We start from the raw sequence: 19,079 nt of genomic DNA, 5'->3' as shown, positions 1-19,079 counted from the left end.
CTCAGGAGCTCGTGCATGGTCGGGACTATGTCAGTCGACCGCCTCCGCACCCAAGGCCTGGAGGAACGAGCGCGCCCATCGGTCAACGTCATGAGTGAGGACCTGGCGACGCATGGCGCGCATCCGGCGACGGCCCTCTGCCGGGTCGAGCGTAATGGCAGCCACTAGTGCGTCCTTCACCCCGTCCAGGTCGTGGGGGTTCACGAGGAATGCGCTAGAGAGCTCCGCGGCCGCACCCGCGAACTCGGAAAGCACCAGCGCACCGCCCAGATCGTGCCGTGCGGCGACGTACTCCTTGCACACCAGGTTCATGCCGTCGCGCAGCGGTGTCACCACCATGACATCCGCAGCGGAGAAGAAACCGGCCAGCTCGGTGCGGTCCACGGACTGGTGCAAATAGTGCACGACCGGGTGGCCGACGCGGGAGAACTCGCCGTTGATCCGGCCCACCATCTGCTCGATCTCGCCGCGCATCCGCTGGTAGTGCTCGACGCGCTCACGGCTCGGGGTGGCGAGCTGGACGAACGTGACGTCGTCCGGCTGCAGCCTGCCCTCGTGCAGCAGCTCGTGCAGCGCCTGCAGCCGCAGGTCGATGCCCTTGGTGTAGTCGAGGCGGTCGACGCCCAGCAGGACCGTCTTGGGGTTGCCGAGGTCGCGCCGCAGCTGGGCGGCCCGCTCCTGGACGCCCTTGGTGCGCGCGAGGCTGTCGAGGCCGGCGGCGTCGATGGAGATCGGGAAGGCGCCGACCCGCACGGTCCGGTCGCCGACCTGCATGGTGCCCGGCCGCGACCGGACGCCGACCGCGCCGCGCGTCGACTCGAGGCCGATCAGCTGGCGGCACAGCCAGAGGAAGTTCTGCGCCCCGCCGGGGCGGTGGAAGCCGACCAGGTCGGCGCCGGTGAGGCCGCGGATGATCGCGGCGCGCCACGGCATCTGCATGAACAGCTCGACCGGCGGGAACGGGATGTGCAGGAAGAAGCCGATGCGCAGGTCGGGTCTGAGCTCACGCAGCATCGCCGGCACCAGCTGCAGCTGGTAGTCCTGGATCCAGACGGTCGCGCCCTGGGCGGCGACCTCGGCGCTGGCCTTCGCGAACCGCTGGTTCACCTTGACGTAGCTGTTCCACCACGCGCGGTCGAACACCGGGCGCTCGACGACGTCGTGGTAGAGCGGCCAGAGCGTCGCGTTGGAGAAACCTTCGTAGTAGTCGCGGACTTCGTCGGCGCTCAACGAAACCGGGTGCAGCACCAGGCCGTCGTCGTCGAATTCCTCGACGTCGACGTCGGGTATGCCCGGCCAGCCCACCCAGGCGCCCTTCCTCGACCGCAGGAACGGCTCCAGCGCCGACACCAGCCCTCCCGGGCTCGCCGTCCACCGGCGCTCGCCCTCGGAGGTGCGTTCCAGGTCCACCGGTAGCCGGTTCGCCACCACGACGAAATCGGCCTGGTTCGAGTTCTCCTTCTGGTCACTCACGTCGCCTGCTCCTCGCGTCTGGGTCGCGGCCCCAGAGTGAAACCCTATCGCGTGAGCGATGAACATTCGGTGACCGCGGTATTACTCCAAGCTCCGTTCGGTCGGTTCGAGCGGACCAGCCATGCGTGGTCCGGCGAACCGCCGCTCGAGCCGGCCCAGTCCGGTGCGCACCGGCTGGGCCAGCCATTCCCCGAGTACCACGCCCGCAGCCAGCGCAAGCCCGATTGCGACGGCCGTCATGAGCGTCGAGATGTTGCCGCTCGGCTCGACCCCGATCTGGTACAGACCACGGTAGGTCGACAGGCCCGGAAGCAGCGGAGTGATCCCGGACACGGCTACGACCAGTGGAGTAACGCCGAGTCGCCGCGCGAGCACGCCACCGCAGAACCCCACCAGCGTCGCGGCCACCGCGGACGAGCTGACGCCGTCCAGCTCGGCCAGCATGAGCGCGCCGTAGACGGCGGCGCCGATGCCGCCCGCGGCCGCCGCGACCAGCATGGCGCGCACCTTGGCGTAGCTCGCGAGCGCGAAGCACGCGGCGGCGCCGGCCCCGCCGAGCACGACGAGCGGCAGCTGCTGCGGCGTCGACCCGGTCACTTCGGGCAGCGGGGTGCGCGGCAGGCCGAGCATGACGGCGATCCGCAGGGCGAGCACGACCCCGGCGATCAGGCCCGCCGACATCAGCGCGGTCTCCATGGTGCGGCCGGCGGCGGTGACGTTGTAGCCGGTGATGGCGTCCTGCACGGCCGAGACGGTGGACAGCCCGGACAGCAGGACGGTGACCGCCGCCGCGACGACCAGCGTCGGCTTGTCGGTGGTCAGGACGTTGCTGCTGACGATGACCATGGCCGACAGCGTCGCGACCAGGCCGCCGACCACCTGCTGGAAGAAGAACGGCAGCCCGTAGCGGTTCACCACCCGGCCGACCCGGTCGATCACGCCGCTGATGACGAAGGCGACGAGCGCGATGTCGAAGCCCCCGCCGAGCAGGATGGTGACGAACGCGGCGACGCCGCCCCAGGACAGCGTCGCGACCCAGCGCGGGTACGGGTGCGGGGCGGAGGTGATCCGCTCCAGCTCGGTCTGCGCCTGCTCGGCACCCATGTGCCCGCGGACGATCTTGCGGACGAGCTTCTCGGTTTCGGTCAGCCGGGTGTAGTCGAGGCTCCGGCTCCGCACGACGCGCAGCGCGGTGATGGGCGTCAGGTCGGTGCCGCGGTGGCAGGTGACGGTGATCGACGTGAAGATGACGTCGACCTCGCAGTGCGGCAGCCCGAGCGCGCCGGCGATGGCGATGATCGTCGCGGTGACGTCCGACGCGCCCGCGCCGCTGGCCATCTGGACCTCGCCGATGCGCAGGCTCAGGTCGAGGACGAAGTTGACGGTGGCCTCGTCGGGCAGCTGCGGCCCCATGGCCTCGTCGGCGTCGACGGCGGGCAGCTCACCGGTCGGCGCTTCGAGGACGTGCCACGGACGGCGCTTGAGGAGGTTGGGCCGGTGCGCGCGGGGCCGCTGGGTCTGCTCGGGTGGTTCGAGGAGCGGCCATCTGGTCGCCCGGCCCCCGTTGGTGCGCTCGCTGATCTTCATGATCCATCCACCTCCTCGCTCTACTCCTCCCGGACCATCGACGGCTGCGCTCCGACCGTTGCACGGATCATGGAGTGGCGTCCACCACGTTGCCCCATGGTGACCTGGACCTGCGGATCCTGCCTCCCGAACGGATCACGGGAGGCGGCTCGGTACACTGTGTCCGGCGCCTCGGTGCCAGGCCGCTATAGCTCAGCTGGTAGAGCATCTGTCTTGTAAACAGAAGGTCAGGGGTTCGAGCCCCCTTGGCGGCTCCGCAAGGCACGCCTGACGCGCCCGGATCCGCGGCGCCGGGCGTCCGGGTCGATCGTGGTGCAGGTGAGCTTGCCGTCGGGCGATGCCGGCGCGCATTCTGTTTCCGGGTCGGCGCGTGAGCGAATCCGGCCACTGGCGCTTGCGGACAGGTCCTAAATGCGTTGACGCTCGTGGCCGGGTGCCCGATCATGGTTTCACCGGAACGAACCAGGAGTGATCATGACGCATAGGTGGACGCGAGAGACGTGGCGCACCGCGGCGGACGCCGCCACGCGTGCGTCGATGGCCGTCCTTGTCCGGCGGCATGGTCTTCCGGGCTTCCTGACCTGACGTAGTACTCGTCGCGTCACGGGAGCCGCCCTTCGGGAAACCGATTCGGGCGGCTTTCTCTTTTTCGTGCGGTCGCAATTCTCTATCGGCGTGCTTCGGAAGCGGCGCGGTCTCCAAAACCGTGACCCGGGGGTTCGACTCCTTCCGCCGGTGCCTTTTTTCCGCGCTCGTCTCGGCCGCAACAGTGCGGGCGATGCGGGTGCGCCCCCGTGGCTCAGTGGAAAGAGCAGCGGCTTCCGAAGCCGCAGGTCGCAGGTTCGATTCCTGCCGGGGGCTCGCTCGGCGCGTCCCGGACGCGCCGCCCGGGAGACGCGCCGGAGCGCGGGTGATCCTTGCACGATCGCCTCGGTGGGTTCGACACCCACGTCTTCCACCGTGGCCGATGCCGAAGGAGACGAGGCCCCGGGCTGTGGCCCCGGGCGAAGCCGGTGCGAGTCCGGTCGGCCACTCACGCGCGCGGTTCGGCAACCAGCGGGGCCTCATAAGCCCCGCCGACGTGGATCGACACCACGGCGCGCGACTTGCTCCGGCAAAACTGTCGGTGCCCCGGTCTAACGTCCCGAGGAGACCTGAACGGGGAGGAACCATGGCCACCACACACACGCTGGAAACACCCGGAGCCGACATCGTCTACGACGTCCACGGCCCGGCGCCCGCCGAGAGCCCGAGGCCACCGCTGCTCATGATCGGGCAGCCGATGACCGCCGAAGGGTTCAGCTCCTTGGCGGCGCACTTCGCCGACCGCACCGTGGTCACCTACGACCCGCGGGGGCTCGGGCGCAGCGTCCGCAAGGACGGGCGGGAAGACCACGTGCCCGCCGTCCAAGCCGAAGACGTCCACGCCGTCATCCAGGCGCTGGGGGCCGGCGCCGTCGAGGTGTTCGGGAGCAGTGGCGGAGCGGTCACCGCGCTCGCGCTCGTCACCGCCCATCCCGGTGACGTCCGCACCCTGGTCGCCCACGAGCCGCCGCTCATCGGGTCGCTGCCGGACGCCGCCGCGGCCGAGCGCGCCGGCCAGGCGATCCGGGACGCCTACCAGGCCAAGGGGTTCGGCGCCGGGATGGCGGCGTTCTTCGCGATGACCTCGTGGCAGGGGGAGTTCACCGACGCCTACTTCGCGCTGCCACCGGCGGACCCGGTGCAGTTCGGGCTGCCGGCCGACGACGACGGCCGCCGCGACGACCCGCTGCTGACCGACCGTTCCCTCGCGGTGACCACCTACCGGCTCGACGCCGAGGCGCTGGCCGCGGCGCCGACGCGCATCGTCGTCGCCGTCGGCGAGGAGTCCCGGGAAGTCTTCACCGGGCGGGCCGCGGTCGGGACGGCCGAGCTGCTCGGGCAGGAGGCGACCGTCTTCCCGAGCCACCACGGCGGTTTCCTGGGCGGCGAGTTCGGTTACGCGGGCCAGCCCGAGGCCTTCGCCAAGAAGCTGCGGGAGGTGCTCGAAGGCTGATCACGCTCTCTCCGGCGCCTGGCGGACACAATCAAACATTTGGTTGACAGAGTTGTATCTCTGGTTGACGATGGCTGCGTCACGGTCGTCGTGGGGAGAGAGGCAAGTCGTGGAGAAGCACGCGCTCAGGTGGTGGGCACTGGCGGTCGCGGTGCTCGCGGTGCTGGTGGACATGATCGACAACCAGATCGTCGCGGTGGCGCTGCCGACCATCCGGCGGGAGCTCGGCACCGGCGAGTCCGCGCTGCAGTGGATCTCGGCCGGGTGCGCGCTGGGGTTCGCGCTCACGCTGATCACCGGCGGCCGGCTGGGCGACCGCCACGGGCCGAAGAAGCTGTTCGTGGCGGGCATGCTCGTGTTCACCGCGGCCTCGCTGGCCGCCGGTCTCGCCGGGCACGTCGGCGTGCTGATCGCCGCGCGCGTGGTGCAGGGCGTCGGGTCCGGGTTGATGGTGCCGCAGGTCCTGTCGTTCGTCCACGCGGAGTTCGACGAGCGGGAGCGGCCGAAGGCGATGACCTGGTACGCGGCCGCGTTCCCGGTCGGCGGGCTCGCCGGGCCGCTGCTGGGCGGCGCGCTGACCGAGGCCGATCTGTTCGGCACCGGCTGGCGGGCGATCTTCCTGGTGAACCTGCCCATCGGCGTGCTCGCGCTGGCCGGTGCCCTGCTCACCATGCCGGGCCGGCCGGGGTTTCTCCGGCACCGCATGGACCCCGTCGGGCTGGCGCTGCTGACCGCCGCGCTGTTCGCGGTGTTCTACCCGCTGGTGCAGGGGCGCGAACTGGGCTGGCCGGCGTGGTCGATCGCGCTGCTGGCGGCCGCCGTTCCGCTGTTCGGCGTGTTCGCGTGGCAGCAGCGGCTTCAGTTCCGCCGGGGTGGGGAACCGCTGCTCCCGCCGGACCTGCTGCGGCACGTCGCCGGCAGCCAGGCCGTCCTGCTCTGCGTCAACACCGGGGTCGGCGTCTTCTTCGTCCTGACGTTGCACCTGCAGCTCGGGCTCGGGTTCTCGCCGTGGGAGGCGGCGTTGACGTTCGCGCCGTCGACGCTCGGCATCGTCGCGGGCAACGTCCTGGCCATGCGCCTGGCCCCGAAGTTCGGCCGGGCGTTCACCGCCGGCGGGGTCGCGGTGCTGCTGGCCGGGCTGGTGCTGCTCGCGGTCCTGGTGGCGCACGAGGACTCGGCGCTGAGCGGATGGGCGCTGCTGGTGCCCGTGATCGCCGTCGGGCTCGGGATGGGGGCGGTGCTGAACTCGTTGTTCGCCGCCTCGATGGCGGGGGTCCGGCCCGAGCGGGCCGGTGCGGCGTCCGGTGTCGTGAACACCACCGTCCAGCTGGGTACGGCCACCGGGATCGCCTTGTTCGGCACGGTCTTCTTCGCCCGGCTGGACAGCGGATCCGCCTCCGCGACGGCGGGCGCGCTCGCGGTCAGCGCCGGGGTGCTCGTGCTCGCCCTCGCCCTGACGGCCGCGCTGCCTCAACCTTCTGTTCCACAGAGTCAACCGGTTGGTTGACGTATAGTCGCGGCGTGACCGCGTCGAAGCCCCGCCGTTCGCCGAAGCCCCAGGAACGCCAACGGGATCCGGAGCGCACCCGCCGGCTGATCCTGGAGGCGGCGGGCGCGGAGTTCGCGGCCAAGGGCTACGCCGGAGCGCGGATCGCGGCGATCGCGGCGCGGGCCGGGGTGAACCAGCAGCTGATCTCCTACTACTTCGACGGCAAAGAAGGCCTGTACCGCGCGATGTCGGAGGCGTGGGGGGAGCGGCAGAGCGAGCTGATGGCCCCGGACCTGCCGCTGTCCGAACAGGTGCGCCGGATGGCGCTGGAGGCACTGGCGAGCCGCGACGGCGCCCGGCTGCTGGCGTGGTCGGGCCTGGAGTACGAGGGCCCGGACGCCGACCCGGACCACGCGCCGCGCACGCGGCGCCTGGCGGGGACGGTGACGCAGATCGAGGCGCTGAAGGCCGAGGGCCGCCTGCCGGAGTGGGTCGACCCGGCGTGCCTGACGGTGCTGCTGATGGCGGCGGCGATGGCCCCGGTGACGTTGCCGCACGTGGTCGACGGGCTGACCGGCACCGACGGGGACTCGCCCGAGTTCGTCCGGCGTTACGCCGACCAGCTGGCCAAGCTGGTGGAGCACCTGGGGCCCTGACGGTCTTCAGTGCGTGACGGGTTCCGCGGTGGTGGCGGGGGACCCGGCCGGCCCGGAACCGGGCGTGCTCGACGGCGCGGCGAGCGCCAGCCCGGCCACCAGCGCGAGCATGACGACGAACAGGGTCGTGCGGACGAGAGCGGAAACGGAACAGACGACCACCATGGCAGGCTCCTCGGAATTCCCCGTCGAACGGGATGCGATTGATTTCGCGGTATCCGCGAAATCCGGTCTGCATTGATGGTGCGCCCCGGAACCGGTGGGCGACAACCCGTTTCCCGTTGCCTGGCAAGGCTTTCCCGGGAAACCCGGTCGGTGGCACGGGCCATCGGCCGGGCACTGCGGCTGCCCGGTCTGCGGAACTCAATGCGTAGTCATGATGACCTCACCACGGTTTCGGCTTCCCGGCGTTGATCGCCGCGCGGGGTGCCTTCGCTACCTTGATGAGTGCCGTGGCCGGTAAGTGTCCTGCTTTTGACCCGTTTCCGGCGGCCCGGGTGGGCCACCCGCCGGTCACTCCGCGAACGCCGGCCGGTTCCGGTATTCGGCCTCGCCGAGCACGGCCGGGTCGAGCTTCACCCGGTACGCGGCCGCCTCCGCCCACCAACGCCGTGCCTCCGGCCGGTCGCCGCGGGCGGCCGCCGTGTTGCCCCGGCCCGTCAACGCGCGAGCCCGTTCGTACTCGCTTCCCGCGTCGTCGGCCACTTCGGCCGCTCGCCGGTAACTGCGCGCGGCTTCGTCCCAGTGGCCGGCGCGGAAGTGGACCCAGGCCTCGCAGTTGACCGCCATCGCCAGGTCGACCGGCAGCTGGGCGAGCCCGGTCGCCTCCTGCGCGGCGGCCAGCGCCTCGGGGAAGCGGTCCAATGCCGCGGACGCCAGGGCGAGACCCCGGAGCGCGATCACCACGTTCCGGGTGCGGCCGGTCCGGCGGTAGCCGGCCAGCACCGTCGTCAAGTCGGCCACCGCCGGCTCGGCTTCGCCGCGGTACAGGCGCGCCCACGCCAGGCTGGACAGCGCGTCGATCGCGCCTCGGTCGTCGCGGGCCAGCGCGAACTGCTCCTGGGCCTGCTGGTGGAAGCGGACCGCGTCGCCGGGGCGGCCCGCCTCGACGTGTGCCATGCCCAGGTTGTTGAGGATCATGCCCGTCGCCCCCGGGTCGCCGGCCGCTCGCGCGGCTTCGAGCGCGCGCTCGTGCGTGCGGATCCAGGGTTCGAGCAGCCGCTCGCGGAAGAAGAACGCGCGGAGCACGAACGCCAGCTGCCAGCAGCGGTCGTACAGCCGGTGCCGGGCCGCGGAATCGACGATGTCCGCGAGCGCCGGCCACTGCGCACCCAGCCAGGCGAGTGCGCCGTCGGCGTCCGAGAAGGGCACGCCCGCCGGCGCCGGCAGGCCGGTGGCCGGGCGGAACCGGTGGGGTTCGGCGAGCTCGTCGGCCGCCACCGCCAGCGCGACGAGGTGCTCGACCAGCCGGCGCACGGCGGCTTCGCGGTCGTCCGGCGGCACCTGGGGCAGCGCGTGCTTCGCCGCGAAGGTGCGCATCAGGTCGTGGAGCTCGACGTACCCCCGTTCGTCGCGGACGACCAGGTGCGCGTCGTGCAGCCGGTCGACCAAGCGGTCCGTTTCGCCCGCGCCGAGACCGGCGAGCGCTCCGACGGCGCCGGTTTCCGCGGCGGCCGCCGGGTGGAGGGAGAGCAACCCCAGCAACCGCTGCTGGTCGCCGGGCAGCGCTTCGTACGAGACGGCGAACGCGGTCGCGACGCTCCGCTCGCCGTCCTCCAGCGCGCCGAGCCGGGTGGTCTCGTCGGCCAAGCGGTCTCGCAGCTGCGCCGCCGTCCAGCCGCCGGCGACGAACCGGGCGGCCACGATCCGCACCGCGAGCGGTAACTGCCCGCAGTGCCGGACGATCCCGGTCGCCACCGTGTCGTCGTCCGGTGCGTGGTCGCCGGCGACGGACCGCAGCAGCCGGACGGCGTCGCCGAGCGGCAGCACCCCGACGGGGAAGTGCCAGGCGTCGTCGAGCGCGGGCAGCCGGCCCCGGCTGGTCACCAGGATCCGCGACGACGTCTCGCCGTCGGCGATGGCCCGGATCTGTTCGGCGGACCGGACGTTGTCGAGCACGAGGATCATCCGGCGTCCGCGCAGCTGGTCGCGGACCAGGTTGGCCAGGCCGTCTTCGTCGGCGGGGAGCTGTTCGGCCGAGACGTCCAGCAGCCGCAGCAGCCGGTGCAGGGCCTCGCCGGGCGAAAGCTCGACGGCGCCGGGGGTGTGGCCCCGGAGGTCGAAGAAGAGACAGCCGTCCGGGAAGGCGCCGGCGACCTGCCGGGCGGCGGCGACGGCCAGTGCCGTCTTGCCGGCTCCGGCCATCCCGTGCACCACGCCGACCCGGGCCTCGTCCGGCCCGAGGAGCAGTGCGGACAGCGCTTCGAGTTCGGTTTCGCGGCCGACGAAGTACCGGCCGTTGTCGGGAAGCCCGACGATGCCGCCGGCGCTGCGGCGCGCGGGAAATGCCGATTCCGCGACCAGGGCGAGCAGTTCTCCGCCGGCACCCAGTGCCAGGTCGCAGGCCTTGGCGAGGTCCCGGTTCACGCGGACCTTGCCGTTCTCCACCTTGCTGAGGTAACCCTTGGTGAAATGGACGGAGGCAGCGAGTCCGGTCAGTGACATGCCGACCGACATCCGTCGACGTTTCAATTCCGCTCCAAAGTCCGGCATGGCTCGATCATCCTGTAATCGGCGAACGGGGGGAAGGTCCGCCGGCGGCCCGGGCCCGCCGGCAGTACTGGTCAGCCCAGCAGGGAGACCAGCTGGCCGAGCACGATGACGAGGTGCGTGTGCATCGCGTTCCCCTTTCCGGATCGCCGTCACCGCGGTTTCGCCGCGGTGACTTCCTTGGTTCGCCGAAGGATTTCGGCGAACCAAGCTTGACCCGGTGAATTGGCCCGCGACAGACGTTTCCCGTTGCCACTCGGGAGAAATCGCCGACCTGCGCTGTTTCCCGGATCCGGAAACGGCCGGAAACGGATGACGGCGTCGTGCGGCGCGGCGAAGGTGGGTAGACTTCCACGAAACGAGCAAGACGGAGGTGACGGCTTGGCTCAGGAGGCGGCCGAAGCGAAGATCAACGCTCTCTCAGCGGAGCTGAAACTGCTCCGCAAGGGGCTGGGCATCCAAGCGAAGACGCTGCCGGGGCTCGTCGGCGAACAGTTGCGCGAAGTGTGCGGTGTCCACGAAGACGACAGCCCGGGAACGGTGCGCGGCAAGGTCGTCGAAACCCTTCGCCGCTTGATCGAAAAGCTGCCCGAATCGCACCGCCGGACGGCGCGGATCGTCCTGGGTTTCGGCACCGGCGCGAACGAGCGCTACACCCAGCGCCTCGAACTGCTGGGCACGGGAGCCGACCGGAACGTGCGGACGATGCAGCGCCGCGCCGACGACGTCATCTACCTGATCGCCGAGGCCGCGTACGGGGCGCCGTCGCCGTACGGGGGCGCGGCCACCAGCGACGACGGCCCCTGGCACACGTCGGCACTGGCGGTCCGGCTGACCTTGACGGGCGTGGCCGCCGCCGAGGTCTTCGAGACCCGCCGGGTGGTCAGCCACGTCGCCGGGCTCGCCGACGTCGAGCACGCGATCTCCCTCGCCCGCCCCGCCAGCACCAGCGGCCAGCCGGACCTCTCGGGTCTCGGCATCGACGTCGTTGCCGGCGGAGAGGTGCATTCCGTGCGGATGGTCAGCTCGTCCCGGGTCGCCTTCAGCCTGCGGCCGCCGCAGCCGCTGGACGCCGGCGACGAGCACGAGTTCTTCTTCCGCATCCGGGTGGACGAGCTGCCTTCGCCCTTCTACTGCTGCACGCCGGAATTCCCGTGCGAGCGCTTCGACGTCAACGTCCGGTTCGACCGGCGGCAGCCACCACAGCGCGTCTGGCGGATCGACGGCGAATTCTCCAAGGACGCCCAGGACCCGCTGACCGCGCGCAAGCCGCTCTTCCTCGACAACGCGGGCGAGGTGCACACCGGCTTCCGCGACCTGCGGTCCGCGCGGTCCTACGGCGTGGGCTGGCAGCCCGCTTCTTGAGCCACCAGCCGCCGCGTCCCCGCGAGCCGGAGCGAACAGCCGGCTGTGCGGTGTCCGCTCCATGCTCCTCCTCGCCGTGACCGCCACCGTCCACGATGCCCTATCGGGCGGTGGCCGAACGCGACGAATCGTGGACAAAAACCTGCCACTTCCCCGCCCGTGCCGGACCGGCTGATCAGCGGCGTCCGTGCCATCATCGGGCATGGTCACCAGTGAACCCGAGCTCAACAGCGGGGTGCTGCCCGGGAACGTGCGCGCCGACGACTGGCTCATGCTCGTGCTCGCCGCCGGTTCGGTCGGGTTGCTGGGGTTCATGGTGCTCAGCCCGCCCGCGCGCGACGCCGGGCTCGTCATCTTTTACATCGACTGCGGGATCTGCGGGATCTTCCTGCTCGAGTTCCTGTGGCGGTGGCGGAAACGGCGGTGGGCCAGGAAGTTCCTCGTGCGCAACTGGTACGAGCTGTTCGCCATGATCCCGGTCGCCCACCCCGCGATGGCCGCGCACAAGTTCGTCAGCGTCGTGCTGCTGCTCGTGCGGATCGGGCGGGCCGCCGACCGGGCTGTCGGCGAGCAGTTCACCTACCGGCTCGTGGACAAGCTCTCCGAGCCGATCGTGAAGGCGATCAAGAAGCCGGTGACGATCGCGGTGCTCGACGAGGTCGTCAAGGTGCTGGAGACCGGCAACTACCCGGAGAACCTGGCCAAGTCGCTCGGGGCGCACAAGGACGAGCTGCGCACGATCATCGCCGAGAAGATCGCCGCGGACCCGCAGCTCGGGAAGCTCAAGCGGCTGCCGTTCCACGACGAGATCGTGCGTGCCTGCGTCGACACGTCGTTCCGGGTGCTGCTCGAAGTCCTCCTCGACCCGCGGATCGACGACTTCTTCTCCGCCGTGGTCCGGGAAAACCGCGAGCAGATCCGGCTGGCCGTGCAGCTGGGGCTCAACGAGGTCGACGACGAAGCCGGGGAGACGGCGCTGCCGGTGCGGACCCAGCGCGCGGCCGCGCACGAATACGACCGGCTGCACCCGGGCTCACGGCCGTGACGCCAGGTACGCGCTGAGCCGGCCGGCCGCGTCGAGCATCGCCAGGCCACGCGCGGTCAGCCTGTCCTGCCAGGTTTCGAGCGCCTCGGCCAGCGACTCGGTGCCGCCCGCGGTGCGAACCTGCTCGACCACCGTCGCGATGTGTGCCAGGGGGTAGCCGCCGCGGCGGAGCAGGTGGGTCAGTTCCGCGTCCCGGATGTCGGCCGCCTGGTAGACCCGGTAGCCGGTCGCCCGGTTCCGCGAAGGCACCAGGATGCCGGCGCGTTCCCACGCCCGCACGGTCGCCGCGGTGACGCCGAGGCGGTGCGCGAGTTCGCCGATCGACCAGCCGGCCGTCGCCGGTTCGGGTGCCGTCCCGGTCGTCAGGTGCCCGATCGCCTTCCGGACCGTGTTGAGGGTTTCGCGGTCCCGGAGCAGCTGCTCGTGGCCGCGGTCGACGAGCGTGAGCGCGCGGCCGAGGTCGTCTTCGTTGACGGCGTGCATGATCCCGCCCGCCGTCGCGTGTCCGTAGGCCGGGACCAGGGCGAGGAAGGAACGCAGGGCCGCGGCGTGCGTCTCGGTGTAGACCCGGTAGCCGCTCGCGGTGCGCGCGGCCGGCGGGAGGAAGCCGTCGCGCTCGTAGTTGCGGACCGCCTGCGTGGAAATGCCGTGCTCGCGGGCGAGGTCAGCAGGTCTCAATCGGGTCTTCAAGGATACGATTCAACCACATGGACATCACGGACTTCACCGCCGAACTGCTCGCGTTCGGGGAGCCGACGCACTTCGAACCGGCCTTCGCGCGGATCCGCAACGAGCTGTTCGCCCGGCTCGTCGAGCACGGCTTCCGGTCGATCGCGCTGGAGACCGACCGCGTCGCCGCGCTCGACGGCGGGTTCTCGCACGGCTTCGGCGAAGTGGCCGCCAACCGGCAGTTGCTCGACTGGCTGCGCGAGTACAACGAGACCGCCGGCGAACCGCTGACCTTCCACGGCTTCGACGCCCCGACGGAGATGTTCAGCGCGCCCAGCCCGCGTCGCTACCTCGAACACGTTCGCGACCACCTGGGCCTCGACGTCGACATCGCGACTCTGACCGGCGAGGACGAACGGTGGAGCCGGTCCGAAGCGATCCTCGACCCGGCCGCGTCGCCCGGCGCGTCACCCGAGGCCCGTGAGCTGCGGGTCATCGCGGACGACCTGCTCATGGCCCTCGACGCTCGCGCCGAGACGACCTCGGACGCCGAATGGAACCGTGCGCGGATCCACGCGACCGCCGGGCTCGATCTGCTGCGCTACCACGCGGCCTCGGCGCTGCCCGGGGACCGGGACACGAGGATCGCCCGCCTCGCGCGCGCCCGGGCGGTCATCATGGCCCGGAACCTCCTGGACATCCACGGTTCGCAGCCCGGCCGGACCCTGGTGTTCGCGCACAACGCCCACCTGGGCTCCGGCGCGGGGGCGATCGTCGCGGCGCGGCTCGGCGACCGGTACGCCTTCGTCGCCGGCAGCCTCGGCCACAGCGAAGCCCTCGGCCTCGGCGAGCCGGCCGCGGACACCTACGAGGGCTCGCTGCAACGCGAAACGAAGACCTGGCGCCTGACCACGGAGATCCCGGCCGGTCGCACCCGGGAGGACACCGACCACCGGTACGCACCGCTCACCCGGGAGCTGCTCGAGAACGCCGACGCGGTCCTGCACGTTGCCTGAAAACAGCGAGGCCCCGCACCGGGTCGGGTCCGGTGCGGGGCTCGCTGTTCACCCGGGTTACGGGTAGCTGACCACGTTGACCGGCACCGTGCCCGAAGGCGTGACGCCGCCGGTGTCGTTGATGACGTGCGTGATCGTGCCGCGGTAGTTGAGCGACACCGTCAGCAGGCTGTGGAACCGGACGCCGCTGTTGTTCGGCACCTCGAACGCGTGGTAGCTGGACACCGCCGGGTTCGTGTCGAAGAAGCAGTAGCTCCCGAGTCCCCAGGCCTCGTGGGACGTCACGTTCGATGCGACCTTGTACGCGGCATACCCGGCGACGCCCGATGGCGCGTTCCACGACGCCTGGTTCGGCACGTCGTAGGGCATCTCGTTCTGGAAGAAGATCGTCCGGCCGCCCTGGCCGTTCCAGATCACCTGGTACTTCTGGTAGTGCTCGACGAACAGGCCGGTGGCCAGCACGTTCGCCCCGTTCACGACCAGCCCGGTGTCGGCGGTGTTCGTGTTCCAGCCGACCGTGCCCGCGTTGCCGTGGTCGGCCCGCCACGCCCAGATGTGGTCGATGATCGTGTTGGCGCTGTTGACGATCAGGCTGTTCGTCGCCTTGCCGGCGATCGCGCCGCCGATCCGGAAGAACACGTCCTGGACCGTCGTCGGGTTCGACGCGTGCGACGCCGACGACCCGGACTGGCCGACCGTGAGCAACGCCTGCGAGTTCGTCGTGCCCGCGTCGAACAGCAGGCCCTTGAGCCGCACGCCGTCCACATCGGACACCTGCATGGCGTTGACGCCGTTGTCGGGCACCAGCGTCGGGTAGCCGATGCCGAGGATCGTCGTGCCGGCCTTGGTCACGTTGAGCGTCTGGTTGAGGTGGTAGACGCCCGGCGTGAAGAACAGGTTGCAGCCCGCCGCGAGCGCGTTGTTGATCGACGAGGCCGTGTCACCGGACTTGACGACGTAGAACTGGCTCATCGGCGCCGACGTGCCCGGGGTGCTGCCGTTCGCCCAGCTCGGGCCGGACGCGTTCGTGCGCAGGGAAGGCAGGAACACGCGGTACTTGCCGGTGCCGTCGACGTAGAGGTAGGGGACGTCACGGGAGACCGGCGTCGTGGCCAGCGTGGTCTCCGGCGGGTTCGGGAACGTGGTCGCCGGCGCGCCGCTGGTGCCGGAGAAGACCATGTTCCACACGCCGCCGTTCCAGCTGCCCAGCGCGGAGTCGCGGGTGTACCACTGCTGCTGCGACACCGACGCGGCTTGGCCTGCCACCTTCGTGTCGGCGATGTAGCCGCCGCTGGCGTAGCCGTAGCTCGCCGGGTACAGCTGCAGCCCGCCGCGGACGTCCATCCGGCGGAACGGCGCGGCCTGCGCGACCGCCCAGCGTTCCTGGCCACCGGAGGGGTTGACCGCCAGGTTTTCCGCCGAGCGCCAGAAGTTCTGCAGCGCGACGCCGTTGTCGGAGGCGTTGAAGGCGTCGACGGTGACGTCGCCGTTGATCAGGACGTCACCGGGGTTCTGGCCGAGGCCGGCCACCGAGGTGTAGAAGCCGACGTTGTCGTGCACGCCGTTGTAGGTGCCCGGCTTGAAGAGGTGGGCGACGCGGCGATCGGCGAACTGCGCGGTGAGAGTGTCCTTCTGGTTGTTGAAGTCGGTGTCCAGCTGGGCCTGGATCGTCGCCGCGGACATGCCCGGGTCGAAGATCCGCACGTTCGGCCCGAAGTTCGGGGTGTCGGACTGCGTCGGGCAGCCCGCCTGGGTGCCGATCGTGTAGCTCGCGCTCGACACCGGCGAGGTCGTCGACCCGGACTTGAGTGCGATCGCGTTGACCGTGCGGGAGTTCGGGACGCTGATCGGTCCGCTGTAGAGCGCCGAGGACGCCGTCGGCGTCGAGCCGTCCACGGTGTACCGGATGGTGGCCCCCGCGGTGGCGCTGCTGATCGTCACCGTCTGGGCGGACGAGTACGTGCCGCCGGGCGGGCTGAACGTCGGAGCCGCGACCGTCGTCGTGCCGCCGCCGACGGTGTAGCTGAAGTGCGGGGTGTCGTACTGCGGGCCGTTCTTCTCGTAGGTGAACCAGTAGTCGAGAACGTTTCCGCTGCTCAGGCCGTTGACGGTCGTGCGCCAGGTGCCGGAGCCGTTGGTCATCCGGACGTTCTGCTGGCCGACGCCGGGCACGCCGGTGTAGTGGACGTCCACGTACAGCGCCGGGGTCGTCGGGGTGAAGTTGATCTGCGCCTGCGTCGAACTCGGCTGCGTGACGCTCTGCGTGTAGTCGTCCGCGGCGAGCGCGGCGGGGGCGGTGAGCCCGGCCGCCACCAGCAGTGCCGAGGCGACGAGCGCGAGCACCGGGCCGCGTCGTCGTAGCTTGTCCAAGGTCCGGTTCACGCCGTGACACCTCCGCCGTTGGGGATCCACGAGGTATTTGTTGCCAGTCGCAACAAAGTAGCTCCCAGTCAGCGGTGCTTCGGTCACGGTTGGATAACACTTGTCTGGACCAATGCGCAAATGAGTGAGGCGGTTCGTCACTCGTCGTCGGATTGCCGCCACGGTGGGCGATTGACTGAACCGAGAAACCTTCTTCTGTCGGGTGAACTCGATCTAGTGACATGCGACGATCCGCTGCCTCACCTCGTCCCCTACCGAGGAGTAGGCCATGGTGCCTCCACGGTTGTTCCGGTCCCTCGTCGTCCTCTCTCTGATCGCGGCCCCGCTGACGGTGGCCACGACCTCGACCGCCGAAGCCGCGCCGCTGCGGAGCGGCGGCGTCGTGAACTTCGGCTGCGCCAATTCCGGCAAGCTGCACTGCCTCGGCAAGGCGATCCGGTCGCCGAACGGCACCGGCCCGCTGGTCGTCTCGACCCCGGTCGGCTACGGCCCGGCCGAGATCCAGGCCGCGTACCACCTCGGCGGGCTGCACGCGAACGGCCGCACGGTGGCCATTGTGGACGCTCAGGACGCGCCGACCGCGGAAGCCGACTTGGCCAAGTTCCGGTCCGCGCGCGGGCTTTCCCCGTGCACGACGGCCAACGGCTGCTTCAAGAAGGTCAACCAGAACGGCGCGGCGAGCCCGCTCCCGGCGCCCGACTACGGCTGGGCCGAGGAGATCAGCCTCGACCTCGACGCGGTGTCGGCGGCCTGCCCGGACTGCCACATCCTGCTGGTGGAAGCCGACTCCCCGGACACCGACCCGCTGATGACGGCGGTCGACACGGCCGCGGCGACGCCGGGCGTGGTGGCGATCTCCAACAGCTACGGCGGTGCCGAGGACTCGACGATCCTCGCCGCGGACGCCCACCTGAACCACCCGGGCATCGCGGTCACGGCGTCCTCGGGCGACTCCGGTTACGGCGTCAGCTGGCCGGCGTCGTCGCCGTACGTCACGGCGGTCGGCGGCACGACGTTGAAGAAGGCGGCGACCACCACGCGCGGCTGGACCGAAACGGCGTGGAACGGCAGCGGCAGCGGGTGTTCGGCCCTGGAGGCAAAACCGTCCTGGCAGCACGACAGCGGGTGTGCGAAGAGGACGGTCGCGGACGTCTCGGCGGTCGCGGACCCGGCCACCGGGCTCGGCGTCTACGACACCTACAACAGCTGCGGCAGCTCGTCGTGGTGCGACTTCCTGCTGTCGCTGGGTTTGGCCCAGGGCGCGGACGGCTGGGTGCAGGTCGGCGGGACGAGCCTGTCGTCACCGGTGATCGCGAGCGTGTACGCGCTGGCGGGCAACTCGGTGACGTCGGGGTCGTACCCGTACGCGCACACCAGCGGGCTCTACGACGTCACGTCGGGCTCGAACGGCAGCTGCGGCGGGAGCTACCTCTGCACGGCCGGTGCCGGGTACGACGGGCCGACCGGGCTGGGCACGCCGAACGGCACCTCAGGGTTCTGAGCGCCGGATCGGCTCGCCGAGCGCCGCGCTCAGCTCGGCGTCGATCCGCGTGAGCAGGTCGCCGAAGACGCAGATCGTCGCCTCCCACGGGTGCCCGAAGGTGCCCAGGCGGAGGTCGCCGGTCAGGTAGATGTGGTAGTCCCCGTCCGGGAAGACGCCGCCGGGCCAGCGCGGTCCGGCGCCGTCGACCCGGGCGGGGTCGAAGCGGTAGCCGACGTGCTGCCAGTCGAGCCAGTACAGCTCCTCGCCTGGCTCGACTGACTCGCGAAGTCCCTTGTGGACGATGTCGTACAGCGCGTCCAGCTGCGGGTCGTCGAGGTCGCCGACGTGCCAGGTCACCGAGTGCGCGGGTTCGGTGATGCCGGGGAACTCCCGCGTGTCGGGCCGGAAGGCGAACCTCTCGCGGAAACGCGCCCAGATGTCGTCGTACTCCGGCTCGGAGAACAGCCGCCGGACCGGCCGGGTCCGCGCCGGTTCGCCGGGCGAGGCCAGGTGGTAGCGGGTGACCGTGGTGACCTCGCGCATCCCGGCGGCTTCGAACGCGTCCCGCAGGTCGCCAGTGGCCTCGACGAGCAAGAACCGCACCTCCGGATGGCGCCAGTCGTGGGCGGCGAGCGTGGCGGCGAGGCGGGGGTCGGTGACCCCGCCCACCACCATGAGCTCCCCGGATCGTTCCAGCCAGGCGGCGCGATCGCCGTCGAGGACGACCGCGGCCGACTGGTTCAAGTAGGCGGAGTCGGCCAGGAACTCCGAGAACGGGCGGCGGTGCGGGCCGGTCTTCGCGGCCAGCTCCGCGACCCGCTGGTGCCCGGTCCAGTCGTGGCCGACCAGGGGGAGCGTCGTGGTGTCCGTCCCGATCGGACCGCGGAGTACCGCACGGTCCGGCTCCGCGGTGAAGCCGGCGGCGAGCAGGGCCCCGGCGAGCCGGGCGTCGCCGTAGACCGGCCAGAGCACCGGCTCGCTGCGTTGCGCGAAGGCATCGACCTGCCGGGACACCAGCGCTGCGAGGTCGCACTCGGGCAGCGGCCCGTGACTCACCTCGCCGTGCGTGCCGTAGTGAGTTCGCACGACCGGGCCGTCGCGGTCGACCACCGCGCCCACCGGTGGGAGCGGGGGCCGGCGGTTCAGTGCCTCTTCCACACCGCCGAT

At 71.0% G+C, this 19,079-nt stretch carries 14 protein-coding genes and 3 tRNA genes; 10 read left to right on the top strand and 7 right to left on the bottom strand.

Translation table 11 applies throughout. The features are described from left to right. Positions 1-30: 30 nt before the first annotated feature. Together ACFVYA_RS10080 and ACFVYA_RS10075 are read right to left on the bottom strand one after the other, a co-directional pair. The gene (locus tag ACFVYA_RS10080) at positions 31-1,473 is read right to left on the bottom strand and encodes a trehalose-6-phosphate synthase (protein WP_387044232.1); all 1,443 of its coding nucleotides are present in this window, start codon (positions 1,471-1,473) and stop codon (positions 31-33) included. Between the two features lie 81 nt (positions 1,474-1,554). Continuing rightward, positions 1,555-3,060, bottom strand: coding sequence for a threonine/serine exporter ThrE family protein (locus ACFVYA_RS10075; protein ID WP_387044230.1), 1,506 nt, complete (start codon positions 3,058-3,060; stop codon positions 1,555-1,557). 181 nt (positions 3,061-3,241) lie between these two features. On the opposite strand from ACFVYA_RS10075, the gene ACFVYA_RS10070 reads away from it, so the two are divergent. The 6 genes from ACFVYA_RS10070 (at position 3,242) to ACFVYA_RS10045 (ending at position 7,243) form a co-directional block, all read left to right on the top strand. Further along, positions 3,242-3,314: transfer RNA gene (locus ACFVYA_RS10070), tRNA-Thr, on the top strand. A gap of 415 nt (positions 3,315-3,729) precedes the next feature. Further along, positions 3,730-3,798 (top strand) — tRNA-Trp (locus ACFVYA_RS10065). Positions 3,799-3,848: 50 nt separating this feature from the next. Further along, positions 3,849-3,921: transfer RNA gene (locus ACFVYA_RS10060), tRNA-Arg, on the top strand. 310 nt (positions 3,922-4,231) lie between these two features. Continuing rightward, positions 4,232-5,098 carry an alpha/beta fold hydrolase gene (locus ACFVYA_RS10055; protein ID WP_387044228.1) on the top strand — a complete coding sequence of 289 codons (867 nt, stop codon included), beginning with the start codon at positions 4,232-4,234 and terminating at the stop codon, positions 5,096-5,098. Positions 5,099-5,207: 109 nt separating this feature from the next. After that, positions 5,208-6,605 (top strand): MFS transporter, encoded by a 1,398-nt coding sequence (locus ACFVYA_RS10050; RefSeq protein WP_387044226.1) that lies wholly within the window; start codon positions 5,208-5,210, stop codon positions 6,603-6,605. Between the two features lie 14 nt (positions 6,606-6,619). Next, positions 6,620-7,243 (top strand): TetR/AcrR family transcriptional regulator, encoded by a 624-nt coding sequence (locus tag ACFVYA_RS10045; RefSeq protein WP_387044224.1) that lies wholly within the window; start codon positions 6,620-6,622, stop codon positions 7,241-7,243. Positions 7,244-7,249: 6 nt separating this feature from the next. On the opposite strand, the gene ACFVYA_RS10040 is transcribed toward ACFVYA_RS10045, so the two are convergent. Together ACFVYA_RS10040 and ACFVYA_RS10035 are read right to left on the bottom strand one after the other, a co-directional pair. Continuing rightward, complete coding sequence (locus tag ACFVYA_RS10040; protein ID WP_285986898.1) at positions 7,250-7,408, bottom strand: hypothetical protein; 159 nt, start codon at positions 7,406-7,408, stop codon at positions 7,250-7,252. A gap of 348 nt (positions 7,409-7,756) precedes the next feature. After that, complete coding sequence (locus tag ACFVYA_RS10035) at positions 7,757-9,955, bottom strand: NB-ARC domain-containing protein (RefSeq protein WP_387044222.1); 2,199 nt, start codon at positions 9,953-9,955, stop codon at positions 7,757-7,759. 378 nt (positions 9,956-10,333) lie between these two features. Here ACFVYA_RS10035 and ACFVYA_RS10030 point away from each other — a divergent pair, with 378 nt between their 5' ends. Next, a complete protein-coding gene (locus ACFVYA_RS10030; protein ID WP_387044221.1) occupies positions 10,334-11,317 on the top strand; it encodes a hypothetical protein in 984 nt (327 codons plus the stop codon). A 202-nt stretch (positions 11,318-11,519) separates the two neighbouring features. Continuing rightward, positions 11,520-12,362: an ion transporter gene (locus ACFVYA_RS10025; RefSeq protein WP_387044219.1), complete on the top strand. Its 843-nt coding sequence runs from the start codon at positions 11,520-11,522 to the stop codon at positions 12,360-12,362. On the opposite strand, the gene ACFVYA_RS10020 is transcribed toward ACFVYA_RS10025, so the two are convergent. Next, positions 12,351-13,052 carry a TioE family transcriptional regulator gene (locus ACFVYA_RS10020; RefSeq protein WP_387044217.1) on the bottom strand — a complete coding sequence of 234 codons (702 nt, stop codon included), beginning with the start codon at positions 13,050-13,052 and terminating at the stop codon, positions 12,351-12,353. The two genes, ACFVYA_RS10025 and ACFVYA_RS10020, sit on opposite strands and share 12 nt — an antisense overlap. Positions 13,053-13,069: 17 nt before the next feature. Between ACFVYA_RS10020 and ACFVYA_RS10015 the strand changes: the two genes are divergently transcribed. Further along, a complete protein-coding gene (locus ACFVYA_RS10015; RefSeq protein WP_387044215.1) occupies positions 13,070-14,047 on the top strand; it encodes an erythromycin esterase family protein in 978 nt (325 codons plus the stop codon). A 57-nt stretch (positions 14,048-14,104) separates the two neighbouring features. Here the strand turns inward: ACFVYA_RS10015 and ACFVYA_RS10010 are convergent, their stop codons facing one another. Continuing rightward, a complete protein-coding gene (locus tag ACFVYA_RS10010) occupies positions 14,105-16,429 on the bottom strand; it encodes a chitobiase/beta-hexosaminidase C-terminal domain-containing protein (protein ID WP_387044213.1) in 2,325 nt (774 codons plus the stop codon). A gap of 268 nt (positions 16,430-16,697) precedes the next feature. On the opposite strand from ACFVYA_RS10010, the gene ACFVYA_RS10005 reads away from it, so the two are divergent. Continuing rightward, positions 16,698-17,930, top strand: a complete 1,233-nt coding sequence (locus tag ACFVYA_RS10005; RefSeq protein WP_387044211.1) for a peptidase S8 — start codon at positions 16,698-16,700, stop codon at positions 17,928-17,930. On the opposite strand, the gene ACFVYA_RS10000 is transcribed toward ACFVYA_RS10005, so the two are convergent. Next, positions 17,919-19,070, bottom strand: a complete 1,152-nt coding sequence (locus ACFVYA_RS10000) for a DUF2716 domain-containing protein (protein ID WP_387044210.1) — start codon at positions 19,068-19,070, stop codon at positions 17,919-17,921. The two genes, ACFVYA_RS10005 and ACFVYA_RS10000, sit on opposite strands and share 12 nt — an antisense overlap. Positions 19,071-19,079: the final 9 nt, after the last annotated feature.

Source organism: Amycolatopsis sp. NPDC058278 (genome assembly GCF_042881395.1).
Classification (GTDB): domain Bacteria; phylum Actinomycetota; class Actinomycetes; order Mycobacteriales; family Pseudonocardiaceae; genus Amycolatopsis.
Note: the sequence above shows the minus strand (reverse complement) of the source record. Positions and strands in the feature narration are given on the sequence as shown.